We start from the raw sequence: 12,214 nt of genomic DNA, 5'->3' as shown, positions 1-12,214 counted from the left end.
TAACCGAGGGCAGCGACTTTTCCAGTCACGTTAGAGGCATTTTCCTAGGTTTTATTGGTCTTCTTCCTACAAGTGTCGGTAATTGACGCGGGGGCTGGCCGCGACCGGGTCGCCCCGTATAATGCCGGCATCGCCACTGGTATGGATTAACGGATTGCATATGACTGAACAGCGCCCGATTGCGGTCCTGGGAGGCGGAAGTTTTGGAACCGCCGTGGCCAATCTTTTGGCCGAGAACGGCCATCAAGTCCGGCAGTGGATGCGTGACCCCGAGCAGGCCGAGGCCATCCGGGTCAATCGCGAAAACCCGCGTTACCTCAAAGGCATCAAGATTCTGCCGGGGGTGACCGCCGTCACTGACCTGCAGGAAACCCTCGACGCCTGCGACTTGTGCTTTGTCGCGCTGCCGTCCAGTGCCTTGCGCACGGTGCTGGCGGCTCACGCCGAGCGCTTGCGCGGCAAGATGCTGGTCAGCCTGACCAAAGGCATTGAAGCCCACACCTTCAAACTGATGAGCCAGATCCTCGAGGAGATTGCCCCGCAAGCGCGCATCGGCGTGTTGTCCGGACCGAATCTTGCGCGGGAAATCGCCGAGCATGCGCTGACCGCCACGGTGGTCGCCAGTGAAGACGAAGAACTGTGCAAACAGGTGCAGGCCGCATTGCATGGCCGCACCTTCCGCGTGTACGCCAGTGCTGATCGTTTCGGTGTCGAGCTGGGCGGGGCGCTGAAAAACGTTTACGCGATCATTGCCGGCATGGCGGTGGCGCTGGAGATGGGCGAAAACACCAAGAGCATGCTGATCACTCGCGCCTTGGCCGAAATGACCCGGTTTGCGGTGAATCAGGGCGCCAACCCGATGACCTTCCTCGGTCTGGCCGGTGTTGGCGACTTGATCGTGACGTGCTCGTCGCCGAAGAGCCGCAACTATCAGGTCGGCTTCGCCTTGGGCCAGGGCCTGAGTCTTGAGGACGCGGTGTCGCGCCTCGGTGAAGTCGCCGAAGGGGTCAACACCCTGAAAGTGCTCAAGGCCAAATCCCAGGAGGTGGGCGTGTACATGCCGCTGGTCGCCGGGCTGCACGCGATCCTGTTTGAGGGGCGCACGCTGGAACAGGTCATCGGTCTGCTGATGCGGGCCGAGCCGAAAACCGACGTCGACTTTATTTCCACCAGTGGTTTCAACTGATTCAGCAGGGAGTGAGCCATGAACGATCCGAAAACCGAAGCCAAGTACGAATCCATCCTGCTGCGGGTGTTGTGGATGATCGTCTACATATTGGTCTGGCAGGTGGCGCAGTTCATCCTCGGCGCGGTGGTGCTGGTGCAGCTTGTATATAGACTGATCTACGGCGCCCCGAGCGCCAGCCTGATGAATTTCGGCGACAGCCTGAGCCAGTTTCTGGCGCAGATCGGCCGCTTCGGCAGCTTCCACAGCGACCAGAAACCCTGGCCGTTCGCCGACTGGCCAACGCCGCGTACGCCCGAAGGTGAGGCGCCACACGCCGTGCCGCCAGCACCGCATCCGGCCCGCGATGAGGAGCCCAAGCTATGAAACTCTGGGTGTTGCGTCACGGTGAGGCCGTGCCTTACGGCTCGTGTCCTGACTCCGAGCGGGAACTGACTGATCACGGTCGCAAAGAAGCCTTGAGCAGCGCCGCTCACCTGATCGGCCAGCCGCTGACGGCGATCTACGCCAGCCCCTATCTGCGCGCGCAACAGACCGCGCAGATTGTTCGCGAGGCGCTGGGTTTTGACCCGGAGATCCGCACGGTCGAGTGGCTGACGCCGGAGGTCGATCCGGACCGGGTGGCCGAACAACTGGTGTCGGTGAGCAATGTGCTACTGGTCAGCCACAACCCTTTGGTGGGCAATCTGCTCAGCTATCTGCAGCATGGCGCCGGGTATCCGCCGGAGAAGGTCAGCACCGCTGGCCTGGCTGAGCTGGAACACAGCGAGTTGCTGATCGGTTCGATGAAGCTCAACAGCCTCAAGCACCCCTGAGATCGAGTCGCCTTCATCGCTGGCAAGCCAGCTTCCACAGGATCTTTTGTGAACTTGAATTGAAAGATCACACTGAATCTGGGGGAGCTGGCTCGCCAGCGATGAGGCCTGCAAATCCGTTGAAATTATTTGTTTGAATTTTCCAACCAAGCACTTGCTTGGTTGACTACGCTTGCTCCAGACCCAAAAAACAGGAGCGAGTCGCATGTCTGCCGCATTCCGTTTGCCGCTGGACGTGTTTTACGAACGCGAGGCCCGGCATCCGCGCCAACGCTTTCTCGTACAGCCCATCGGTGGCGGGCAGGTCGAGACCCTGACCTGGGCCGACGTCGGCCATCAGGCCCGGTGCGCCGCGCACTGGCTGCGCGCGCGGGAGTTGCCGCCCGGCAGCCACATCGCTCTGATCTCGAAAAACTGCGCACACTGGATCATCGCCGACCTCGCCATCTGGATGGCCGGGCATGTTTCGGTGCCGCTGTATCCCAATCTCACCGCCGACTCGGTGGCCCAAGTGCTCAAGCATTCGGAAAGCGTGCTGGCGTTTATCGGCAAACTCGATGACTGGCCCGGAATGGCGAAAGGCGTGCCCGCCGATTTGCCGACCATCAGCTTGCCGCTGCATCCACCAAGCGAGTTCGATTTCAACTGGGCGGACTTGCAGCGTTGCTCGCCGATTCAGGACGATCCGCGTCCTGCCGCTGAACAACTGGCGACGATCATCTATACCTCCGGCACCACCGGCCTGCCCAAAGGCGTAATGCACAGCTTTGCCAATCTCGGTTTCGCCACGACCCGTGGCACTCAACTGTTCGGGCTCAATGAGAACGACCGGCTGCTGTCGTACCTGCCGCTGTGCCACGTTGCCGAGCGCATGTTCGTTGAACTGGCATCGATCTACACCGGGCAGACAGTGTTCTTTGCCGAAAGCCTCGACACCTTCATCACCGATCTCAAGCGCGCGCGGCCAACCGCGATGTTTGGTGTGCCACGGATCTGGACCAAATTTCAGATGGGCGTCTACAGCAAGATCCCGGCGAAGCGTCTGGATTTTCTCCTTGGCCTGCCGTTCATTGGCAAGCGGATAGGGCACAAAGTGCTGGCGGGGTTGGGTCTGGATGCCTTGCGCGTCGCTTTGTCCGGCGCGGCGCCGGTGCCACAGACCTTGCTTACCTGGTATCAGAAACTCGGCCTCGATGTGCTGGAGGTCTACGGTATGACCGAGAGTTGCGGTTATTCGCATATCTGCCTGCCGGGCCAATACAAACAGGGCTGGATCGGTAAACCGTGCCCGGATGTCGAGGTGCGTATCGACGCGTCGGGCGAGGTGCAGGTGCGCAGTCAGGCGAACATGCTGGGCTACTTCAAAGAACCACAGAAGACCGCTGAGACGCTGACCGAGGAAGGCTTTCTGCGTACCGGCGACAAGGGCGAACAGGATGCCGAAGGACGTTTGCGCCTGACCGGTCGGCTCAAGGAAATCTTCAAGACCAGCAAAGGCAAATACGTCGCTCCGGCACCCATTGAAAACCGTCTGGCGGTGCATTCGCGGATCGAGCAGGTATGTGTGGTCGGTGATGGCTTGAGTGCGCCGTTGGGTTTGTGTGTGCTGTCGACGGTCAATCAGGAGGAGGGCCGGGCGAGTCTGCATTCGAGCCTGGAGAAACTGCTGGAGGAGGTCAACGCCGTGCTCGACAAGCACGAGCGTCTGCGCCGACTGGTGGTGGTCAAGGACAGTTGGGCGGTGGAAAACGGCTTTCTCACGCCGACCCTGAAAATCAAGCGCAACGTTATCGAAGACACCTACGGCGCGCGCTTCGAAGAATGGAGCGAGCGCAGCGAGGCGGTGCTGTGGCAGGATTGAGCGTCGACCAAAACAACAAAGGAAGTCTGCGATGAGCCTGTGGCGTACCACTCCCGACATCGAGCAGTTGAACGCAATCCAGAAAAACACCATCGGCGAAGTGCTGGATATTCGCTTTGAAGCGTTCGACGAAGAGTCGCTGACCGCGAGCATGGTCATCGACCATCGCACTCATCAGCCTTACGGCTTGCTGCATGGCGGCGCGTCGGTGGTGCTGGCGGAAACCGTCGGTTCGATGGCCAGTTATCTGTGCATCGATGCCAGCAAGTTTTACTGCGTGGGGCTGGAAATCAACGCCAACCATCTGCGTGGTTTGCGCAGTGGCCGGGTGACAGCGGTGGCCAAGCCGATTCATATCGGCCGTACGACGCACGTCTGGGATATCCGTTTGACCAGTGATGAAGGCAAGGCCAGCTGTGTGTCACGCCTGACCATGGCGGTGGTACCGCTGGGTGAGCAGCCGCCGGCACGGTAATTGTCGATTTGCCCATGGCGTTGACCTGACTGTCATCATTCCTGGCAGTTACGGTCATTGCCGCAGAACGTGGTCTTGCGGACAATCAACGCCACGTTTCCCGTTCATGGATTTGCCTGTATGTCGCAACCTATCTTTTTCGCCCACGCCAACGGGTTCCCTTCGGGCACCTATGGCAAGTTGTTCGCGGCGCTGGCGCCCGAGTATCGGGTTGCGCATCTGCAACAGCATGCGCATGACCCGCGTTTCCCGGCGGATGACAACTGGTACAACCTGGTCGACGAGTTGATCCACCATTTGCAGCAGCAGGATCAACCGGTGTGGGGTGTCGGTCATTCATTTGGCGGCGTTCTGCACCTGCACGCGGCGCTGCGTTGCCCTGAGTTGTATCGCGGTGTGGTGATGCTCGATTCCCCTGTACTGACCCGCAGTGATCAGTGGGTCATTCGCGCCGCCAAACGCTTTGGTTTCATCGACAGGCTGACCCCGGCCGGGCGCACGCTGGGGCGCCGTGAGGAGTTTGCCGACCTCGACAGTGCGCGCAGTTACTTCGCCGGCAAGTCGCTTTTTCGCGGTTTCGATCCGGAATGCTTCGACGCTTACCTGCAACATGGTTTGCATCCGGTGGGCGACAAGCTGCGCCTGCGTTTCGACCCAGCCACCGAGATCAGCATCTATCGCGGCGTGCCGCACACCAGCCCCGGCCGTACCCGGCAATTGAAAGTGCCGCTGGCGGTGGTGCGCGGGCACAAAAGCAACGTGGTCATGCGCCATCACACCCGTTTCGTTTCGCGCATGCCGCAAGGTGAGGCGCTGAGCATGCCCGGCGGGCACATGTTTCCCCTTGAGCGCCCGCAAGACACCGCACGGTTGCTGAAAAACCTGTTCACCCGCTGGGAAAACCGTCACAAGGATTGCGCATGAGCCCTGTTTTCGAAGAAGTGCGCTTGAGCCTGCCGCATATCGAACTGGCGGCGCATTTGTTCGGACCCGAGGACGGCTTGCCGGTGATCGCCCTGCATGGCTGGCTCGACAACGCCAACAGCTTTGCGCGGCTGGCACCGAAGCTCAAAGGCTTGCGCATCATTGCGCTGGACATGGCCGGGCACGGGCACTCCGGGCATCGGCCCAATGGCGCTGGCTATGCGCTGTGGGACTACGCGCATGATGTGCTGCAAGTCGCCGAGCAACTGGGCTGGACGCGTTTCGGCCTGCTCGGGCACTCGATGGGTGCGATTGTCTCGCTGGTGCTGGCGGGATCGTTGCCCGAGCGGATCACGCATCTGGCGTTGATCGATGGGGTGATTCCTCCTACAGATAAAGGCGAAAACGCTGCCGAGCGCATGGGCATGGCTCTGCAGGCACAGCTGGATCTGCGCGAGAAGCGCAAACCGGTCTACAACACCCTCGACCGCGCCATCGAAGCGCGGATGAAAGGCCTGGTGGCGGTCAGTCGTGAAGCCGCCGAGTTGTTGGCTCAGCGCGGCTTGATGCCGGTGCCCGGGGGTTACACCTGGCGGACCGACAACCGCCTGACCCTGCCATCACCGCTGCGCCTGACCCAGGAGCAGGCCATGGCCTTCGTTCAGCGCATCACTTGCCCGGCGCAATTGATCGTCGCCGCCGACGGCATGCTGGCCAAACACTCTGAACTGCTGGAGCGTCTACCCTTTAGCCGGGAACAGCTGGCAGGTGGGCACCATTTGCACCTGAACGATGAGGCCGGCGCGGATCTTGTCGCAGACTGTTTCAATCGCTTCTTCGCCATTCCTTGACTTGCCGCGGGCAACTGTCGAGGCTGGGCGGGTTGAAATGGGAGACAACCACGATGGATTTCTATACCGCTACGACCCCGAACCGCCAAGCCATGCCGATCCGATGAGCCTGACCAAGCGATCACTCAGTCTGCTGGCACTGTGCTGTTTCAGTTCCGTTTCGTTCGCCGCCGATGTGCCGGGCAGTCAGGATCTGCAGATCGTGCCGCGCCTGGCCGATGCGCAAATCGTCGACTATCGCCCGCCGGTGGAACTGGAGCGGATCTACCCGTTGGGCGCGATCCGCAAGATCAGTGGCCAATTGCGTTTCGACGGTCAGGTGACTGCCCGTGGCCAGACCACTTCGGTGACCTACGAGTTGCCGCCCGAACATTCCGCCACCGAAGCCTTCACCGCCGCCCGCGAAGCCCTGCAAAAGCAGGACGCCGAGTTGCTGTTCTGGTGTCAGGCTCGGGACTGCGGCGAAAGCAGCCTGTGGGCCAACGAGGTGTTCGGTAATTCCAAGTTGTACGGGGCTGACGAGCAACAGGCCTATCTGTTGCTGAGGCTGGCGGCACCGAAGGACAACACGCTGGTGGCGCTTTACAGCATTACCCGCGGCAATCGCAAAGCCTATCTGCATGTCGAACAGTTCGAGGCCGTTGCGCCGCTGGGTGAGTTGCTGCCGACGTCGGCGACTTTGTTGCGCCAACTGAAAAGCACCGGTGAACTGGATTTCCCTGATCGCGTGAATGATCCGGATGACACCTGGCTACGCCTGATTTCCCGTGGCCTTAATCTCGATACGACGTTGCGCGTGACGGTGTCCGGGCCGAAAGCCGAGGCCTGGCGACAGGCCCTGATCAATCAGGGCGTGCGCGCGGCGCGGATGGAAACCGGCAGTGTCGACGGCTCTGGCTTACGCATCGATCTGTTGCGATAAGCTCTATCGGGCGAACACGCGCGCTGTGTTCGCCTATTCTTGGCCTGACTGATTTTTTCGAGACTCTACATGCTCAATAACGATCGACTGCTGGTGCAGATCCTGCTGCTGGTGTTGTTTGGTGCCAGCCTTTGGGTGATGGCGCCGTTCTGGTCGGCGCTGTTCTGGGGCGCGGTGCTGGCGTTTGCCAGTTGGCCGCTGATGCGGCTTCTGACCCGGCTGCTCAATGGCCGAGAGTCGCTGGCCGCGGCGATCCTGACCCTGGGCTGGATGTTGTTGGTGGCGGCGCCATTGGTCTGGCTGGGGTTCAACCTCGCCGATCATGTGCGCGATGCCACCGCCTTCATCAAAGACGTGCAGGTCGATGGATTGCCGGAAGCGCCGGCCTGGCTCGGTACCTTGCCGTTGGTGGGCGAGCGATTGGTCGGGATCTGGAACAGCATCGATCAGCAGGGCGCGGCACTGATGGTGTCGATCAAGCCTTATCTGGGGCAGGTCGGTAACTGGTTGCTGGCGCGCAGTGCGCAGATCGGCGGCGGGATTCTCGAGCTGACGCTGAGCATTGTCTTTGTGTTCTTTTTCTATCGCGACGGGCCGCGTCTGGCGGCGTTTGCTCATCGGTTGCTGGAGCGTTTGATTGGCGAGCGCGCCGGGTATTACATCGAGTTGGTGGCTGGCACGGTGCAGCGGGTGGTGAACGGGGTGATCGGTACGGCGGCGGCGCAGGCGGTTCTGGCGTTGATCGGGTTTTTGATTGCCGGGGTGCCGGGGGCGCTGGTGTTGGGGATCGTCACGTTTCTGCTGAGTCTGATTCCGATGGGGCCACCGTTGGTGTGGGTGCCGGCTACGGCTTGGCTGGCCTGGAAGGGTGAGTATGGGATGGCGGTGTTTTTGGGGATTTGGGGGACGTTTATCATCAGTGGCGTGGATAACGTTCTGAAGCCGTATCTGATCAGCCGGGGCGGGAATCTGCCGTTGGTGATTGTGTTGCTTGGGGTGTTTGGCGGGTTGATTGCGTTTGGGTTTATCGGGTTGTTTATCGGGCCTACGCTTTTGGCTGTTGCTTATAGTTTGTTGACGGATTGGAGTAAGAGTCAGGCTCGGGTTTAGGTGGGGTTTTTTTGGGGGGTTGTGAGCATATCCGTTGCTGCGGGTGTTGCTGATTAGGGTTCCGCCCTTACGGCGGGTCACTTTTTCCAGACGCCGAAAAAGTAACCAAAAAGGCTTTACCCTGACGTACGGCCCTCGCTGTGGCTCGGGTTCCTTCGCTGCGGGATCGATCCGGGGGGCATCGCCTCCGGTTTGCTTCGCTGCACCTCCTCTCGATGTGTTTGGCTTCGCCAAACGGTCGCTGCGCTCCCACCCCCGGATCAATCCCTCCGCTCAGCCTGCCGACGGGCGCTTGAGATCAAGAGCGGTACTCGAGCTAACGCTCATTGTGTTGAGTGGGGCGGCATGCGCCGCGTGCGGGGGTGTACTCATTTTTTTGTGGGAGCTGGCTTGCCAGTGATGGCGGCCTGACAGCCGACCTGTTTCTGTCGGTTGTACTCCACCCCTGTGGGAGCTGGCTTGCCAGCGATGGCGACCTGACAGTCGACCAAGCTCTGGCGGTTGTACTTATGCCTTGTAGGCACTGCCGAAGGCTGCAATCTTTTGATTGGCTTTGGCTTTGGCTTTGGCTTTGGCTTTGGCTTTGGCTTTGGCTTTGGCTTTGGCTTTGGCTTTGGCTTTGGCTTTGGCTTTGGCTTTTGATCTTGATCTTGATCTTGATCTTGATCTTGATCTTGATCTTGATCTTCAGGCCCATCGGCAGGCCGAGCGGAGGTGTTCATCCGGGGTAGGCGCGCAGCGCCGTGCGGCGAAGCCGCATTCATCGAGAGGAGGTGCAGCGAAGCAAACCGGAGGCGATGCCCCCGGATGGACACCGTAGCGAGGGAACACTGAGCCACAGCGAAGTGCCGTACGTCCGGGAGCAGCCTTTTTGGTTACTTTTTCGGCGTCTGGAAAAAGTGACCCGCCGTAAGGGCGGAACCCCAAGCAGCCATCACCGCAGCAACGGATATGCCCCCAAACCTGAAGTTTTCGGTGTCTGCAAAAAAGTGACCCGCCGTAAGGGCGGAACCCTAAGCAGCCATCACCGCAGCAACGGATATGCCCCCTAAACCCAAATTTTTCGTCGTCTGCAAAAAGTGACCCGCCGTAAGGGCGGAACCCTAATCAGCCATCACCGCAGCAACGGATATGCTCCCCAAACCCAGATGCATACCAATTCCCATGAGGAGCAGCCTCCAGCGGCTCCTACACGAGGTTCATTTACGTAGCAACATTGAGATATTTGCCCACCGGCGCGGCGCTGGTAAGCGAATACTGCCTACTCAGATTAGCAATCATGCGGTTCAGCGCTTCAGCCGTGGTCTGCGCACTGGCCGTCTCTTCATCCGACGGACGCTCACGCCCCGCCTGTAACGCGGCCTTCAATTCATCACTGCTCACACCACCACTACTGTCGCTATCCAAAACCTTGAGCAGCGCCGCACTGGTATCAGTGCTGGTTGTCGAGGTGCTGTCACTAACCTGCAACGCGCTACTCAATTCGCTGGCGGTGACGCTGCCATCACCATCGGCATCAAGCTGGCTGAACAGTTCGTCGCTGTTGACTTGTGGTGGAGGCGGCGGTGGCGTCAGGCTGGCGGTGAGTTCGTCCTGACTGACGGTGCCGTCCTTGTTTTTGTCCAGCGCCGAGAAGATTTCGTTGCTGTCGGCGGTGCTGCCGGCGCTGGTGAGGCCGCTGCTCAGTTCGTCGCCGCTGATGGCGCCGTCGCCATCGGTGTCGAGGGCGCTGATCAGGGCGTCGGCGAGGTCGGTGTTCGGGGCCTGATCTCGTGGCGGTGGCGGCGCCATGGCGGTCATTTCTTCGGCGCTGAGGTTGCCGCTGCCGTCGCTGTCCAGATCGCCGAATTGTTTGCTCAGGTTGACCAGCAGACCATCGTCGGACTTTTGCGACAAGGCGCTGTTGAGTTCGTCTTGATCCACCGCGCCGTCGCCGTTGCTGTCGAGCTTGGCGAACAGTTGTTTTTGCAGTTGCTGGCTGCGGGCGTTTTGCGTGGTGGTGCTGCTGGTGCTGGTATAGCTCGTGTAGTTGCTGACGCTACCGATCATCGGGCTCACTCCTTGGACGGTAAACCGGTGGGCGTACCGGCTTATGCAGCCTCAAGGGGCAAGTTGTCGTGGGTATGTGGGGTTTGTACCGGTGGGTACACAGATCTTTAGATTCTTGGCAGGCGGATGATGGCGGTCAGGCCGCCGCCCGGGGTTTCTTCCAGATTCAATTGCCCACCCAGACGCTGAGCCGCTTCCCGGGCGATGGTCATGCCCAATCCCACACCGCCGGAATTGCGGTTGCGCGAACCTTCCAGGCGATAGAACGGCTCAAACACCGCCTCACGTTTGTCCTCGGCAATCCCTGGCCCATGATCGATCACACGGATCAGCAGTTGCTCGCGCTGATCCTGCAGTTCGATGCGTGCCTGGCCGGCATAGCGCAGGGCGTTGTCCATCAGGTTGTTGATACACGAGCGCAGTGCCATCGGTTGCACTGGCAGTGGCGCGCAATGGCCGCTGACTTGCACGTCTGCGCCTTGATCCTGGGCGTTTTCGCACAGCGATTCGACCAGCGCCTGCACGTCCATCAGTTGCAGCGCTTCGCTGGTACGTTGTTCGTGCAGGTAGGTGAGGGTGGCGTCGAGCATGCCGATCATGTCGTTGAGGTCCTGACGCATCTGACTTTGCAGCTTGTCGTCGCTGATATTTTCCAGACGCAGTTTCAGCCGCGACAGCGGTGTGCGCAGATCGTGGGACACCGCGCCGAGCATGCGCGCGCGTTGCTGCACCTGTTCTTGAATGCGTTGTTGCATCAGGTTGAAGGTATGCGCGGCTCGCCTTGCTTCCCTTGGGCCGGACTCGTCGAGAGGGGGGCTGTCGAGGTCTTCGCTGAGGCGCTCGGCGGCGTCGCTGAGGCGCTGGATCGGTCGGCTGAGCAGTTTGGCGCCGTACCAGGCAGCGATCATCAACGAGACAAATTGAAAGGTCAGCGGCACGATCGGCCCGCCAAACCAGGGGCGCGGCGGGCGTGGTGGATAACGTGGATCCGGGGGCGGCCGCTGCCCCTCGGCGGTTTGCGAAAACTCCGGCGGAGGTGGTGGCGGAGGCGGGCCGTAGTGGTGGAACCAGGCGAAGGCCAGCAGGTGCGCGAGGACGATCGCCACGAACAGCACGCCAAACAGGCGGCCGAACAGCGTGTCGAAGCGCGCCCGCATCAGCCGATGTCCCGCGCGTCGAACAGGTAACCCTCACCGCGTACGGTTTTGATCAGTTGCGGAGCCTTCGGATCGTCGCCAAGTTTTTGCCGCAGTCGCGAGACGAGCAGGTCGATGCTGCGGTCGAAGGCTTCGATCGAGCGGCCACGGGCGGCGTCGAGCAACTGTTCGCGGCTGAGCACCCGGCGCGGGCGTTCGATGAATACCCAGAGCAGGCGGAATTCGGCGTTGGACAGTGGCACGACGAGGCCATCGTCAGCGATCAACTGGCGAAGGACGCTGTTCAAGCGCCAGTTATCGAAGCGAATGTTGGCCCGTTGCTCGGTGCGATCGTCGCGTACCCGACGCAGGATGGTCTGGATGCGAGCGACCAGTTCACGGGGTTCGAACGGTTTGGCCATGTAATCATCGGCGCCCAGTTCCAGACCGATGATGCGGTCGGTGGGTTCGCAACGGGCAGTCAGCATCAGGATCGGGATGTCCGATTCGGCGCGCAGCCAGCGGCACAGCGACAAGCCGTCTTCGCCGGGCAGCATCAGATCGAGCACGACGACGTCGAAGTGCTCGGCCTGCATCGCCTGACGCATCGCCGCGCCGTCAGTGACGCCGCTGGCGTGGATGTTGAAACGCGCGAGGTAATCGATCATCAGCTCACGGATCGGCACGTCATCGTCGACGATCAGGGCACGGATGCTCCAGCGCTTGTCATCTTTGGGCTCATCAGTTGCGGTCGTTTGGGTGTTGTGCATGGGGTTGTTCATCTGCCAGTTGGCCGCCAACCACAAAGATGGGCTGCGAGGTGGTGGTTTCAGCATAGGCGTCCAGCCGAGGGGCGGGAAGTGCTGATGTAAGGACGTGTTGCGG

The 12,214-nt window shown here is 60.7% G+C and carries 13 protein-coding genes; 10 read left to right on the top strand and 3 right to left on the bottom strand.

What is annotated here, in order from left to right:
- The first annotated feature begins 160 nt into the window (after nt 1–160).
- The 10 genes from ACVVH8_RS22010 to ACVVH8_RS21965 all read left to right on the top strand — a co-directional run bounded on the left by ACVVH8_RS22010 (nt 161) and on the right by ACVVH8_RS21965 (nt 8,964).
- Nucleotides 161–1,186 (top strand): NAD(P)H-dependent glycerol-3-phosphate dehydrogenase, encoded by a 1,026-nt coding sequence (locus ACVVH8_RS22010; RefSeq protein WP_213026308.1) that lies wholly within the window; start codon nt 161–163, stop codon nt 1,184–1,186.
- A gap of 18 nt (nt 1,187–1,204) precedes the next feature.
- On the top strand, nt 1,205–1,552 hold the full coding sequence (locus ACVVH8_RS22005) for a DUF4389 domain-containing protein (protein WP_315449124.1): 348 nt from the start codon (nt 1,205–1,207) through the stop codon (nt 1,550–1,552).
- Entirely contained in the window at nt 1,549–2,001 is a 453-nt protein-coding gene (gene sixA, locus ACVVH8_RS22000) for a phosphohistidine phosphatase SixA (protein WP_475226333.1), read from the top strand. The genes ACVVH8_RS22005 and sixA overlap by 4 nt, the downstream gene beginning before the upstream one ends.
- A 205-nt stretch (nt 2,002–2,206) precedes the next feature.
- Complete coding sequence (locus tag ACVVH8_RS21995; protein ID WP_475226330.1) at nt 2,207–3,862, top strand: AMP-binding protein; 1,656 nt, start codon at nt 2,207–2,209, stop codon at nt 3,860–3,862.
- Between the two features lie 31 nt (nt 3,863–3,893).
- The gene (locus ACVVH8_RS21990) at nt 3,894–4,337 is read left to right on the top strand and encodes a hotdog fold thioesterase (protein ID WP_008087813.1); all 444 of its coding nucleotides are present in this window, start codon (nt 3,894–3,896) and stop codon (nt 4,335–4,337) included.
- 120 nt (nt 4,338–4,457) lie between these two features.
- Nucleotides 4,458–5,261, top strand: coding sequence for an alpha/beta fold hydrolase (locus ACVVH8_RS21985; RefSeq protein WP_475226328.1), 804 nt, complete (start codon nt 4,458–4,460; stop codon nt 5,259–5,261).
- Nucleotides 5,258–6,112: an alpha/beta hydrolase gene (locus ACVVH8_RS21980; protein WP_103306860.1), complete on the top strand. Its 855-nt coding sequence runs from the start codon at nt 5,258–5,260 to the stop codon at nt 6,110–6,112. Before ACVVH8_RS21985 ends, ACVVH8_RS21980 begins: the two co-directional genes overlap by 4 nt.
- Before the next feature lie 103 nt (nt 6,113–6,215).
- A complete protein-coding gene (locus ACVVH8_RS21975; protein ID WP_213028827.1) occupies nt 6,216–7,034 on the top strand; it encodes a DUF4892 domain-containing protein in 819 nt (272 codons plus the stop codon).
- A 69-nt stretch (nt 7,035–7,103) separates the two neighbouring features.
- Nucleotides 7,104–8,144, top strand: a complete 1,041-nt coding sequence (locus ACVVH8_RS21970) for an AI-2E family transporter (protein ID WP_103306858.1) — start codon at nt 7,104–7,106, stop codon at nt 8,142–8,144.
- A gap of 547 nt (nt 8,145–8,691) precedes the next feature.
- Nucleotides 8,692–8,964: a hypothetical protein gene (locus tag ACVVH8_RS21965; protein ID WP_475226325.1), complete on the top strand. Its 273-nt coding sequence runs from the start codon at nt 8,692–8,694 to the stop codon at nt 8,962–8,964.
- A 383-nt stretch (nt 8,965–9,347) separates the two neighbouring features.
- On the opposite strand, the gene xopAW is transcribed toward ACVVH8_RS21965, so the two are convergent.
- From xopAW to ACVVH8_RS21950, 3 genes are all read right to left on the bottom strand, one after another.
- The gene (xopAW, locus tag ACVVH8_RS21960; protein ID WP_475226322.1) at nt 9,348–10,193 is read right to left on the bottom strand and encodes a XopAW family type III secretion system calcium-binding effector; all 846 of its coding nucleotides are present in this window, start codon (nt 10,191–10,193) and stop codon (nt 9,348–9,350) included.
- A gap of 107 nt (nt 10,194–10,300) precedes the next feature.
- Nucleotides 10,301–11,350 carry a sensor histidine kinase gene (locus tag ACVVH8_RS21955; RefSeq protein ID WP_475226319.1) on the bottom strand — a complete coding sequence of 350 codons (1,050 nt, stop codon included), beginning with the start codon at nt 11,348–11,350 and terminating at the stop codon, nt 10,301–10,303.
- On the bottom strand, nt 11,350–12,099 hold the full coding sequence (locus ACVVH8_RS21950) for a response regulator (protein WP_064120678.1): 750 nt from the start codon (nt 12,097–12,099) through the stop codon (nt 11,350–11,352). Before ACVVH8_RS21950 ends, ACVVH8_RS21955 begins: the two co-directional genes overlap by 1 nt.
- Nucleotides 12,100–12,214 lie beyond the last annotated feature (115 nt).

Source organism: Pseudomonas trutticola BRTCR10, assembly GCF_056155105.1.
Note: the sequence above shows the minus strand (reverse complement) of the source record. Positions and strands in the feature narration are given on the sequence as shown.

Bases quoted from the DNA above. Each gene is read 5' to 3' on its own strand.
- ACVVH8_RS22010 (WP_213026308.1), top strand. From the start codon at position 161: ATGACTGAACAGCGCCCGATTGCGGTCCTGGGAGGCGGAAGTTTTGGA.
- ACVVH8_RS22005 (WP_315449124.1), top strand. From the start codon at position 1,205: ATGAACGATCCGAAAACCGAAGCCAAGTACGAATCCATCCTGCTGCGG.
- sixA (WP_475226333.1), top strand. From the start codon at position 1,549: ATGAAACTCTGGGTGTTGCGTCACGGTGAGGCCGTGCCTTACGGCTCG.
- ACVVH8_RS21995 (WP_475226330.1), top strand. From the start codon at position 2,207: ATGTCTGCCGCATTCCGTTTGCCGCTGGACGTGTTTTACGAACGCGAG.
- ACVVH8_RS21990 (WP_008087813.1), top strand. From the start codon at position 3,894: ATGAGCCTGTGGCGTACCACTCCCGACATCGAGCAGTTGAACGCAATC.
- ACVVH8_RS21985 (WP_475226328.1), top strand. From the start codon at position 4,458: ATGTCGCAACCTATCTTTTTCGCCCACGCCAACGGGTTCCCTTCGGGC.
- ACVVH8_RS21980 (WP_103306860.1), top strand. From the start codon at position 5,258: ATGAGCCCTGTTTTCGAAGAAGTGCGCTTGAGCCTGCCGCATATCGAA.
- ACVVH8_RS21975 (WP_213028827.1), top strand. From the start codon at position 6,216: ATGAGCCTGACCAAGCGATCACTCAGTCTGCTGGCACTGTGCTGTTTC.
- ACVVH8_RS21970 (WP_103306858.1), top strand. From the start codon at position 7,104: ATGCTCAATAACGATCGACTGCTGGTGCAGATCCTGCTGCTGGTGTTG.
- xopAW (WP_475226322.1), bottom strand. From the start codon at position 10,193: ATGATCGGTAGCGTCAGCAACTACACGAGCTATACCAGCACCAGCAGC.
- ACVVH8_RS21955 (WP_475226319.1), bottom strand. From the start codon at position 11,350: ATGCGGGCGCGCTTCGACACGCTGTTCGGCCGCCTGTTTGGCGTGCTG.
- ACVVH8_RS21950 (WP_064120678.1), bottom strand. From the start codon at position 12,099: ATGCACAACACCCAAACGACCGCAACTGATGAGCCCAAAGATGACAAG.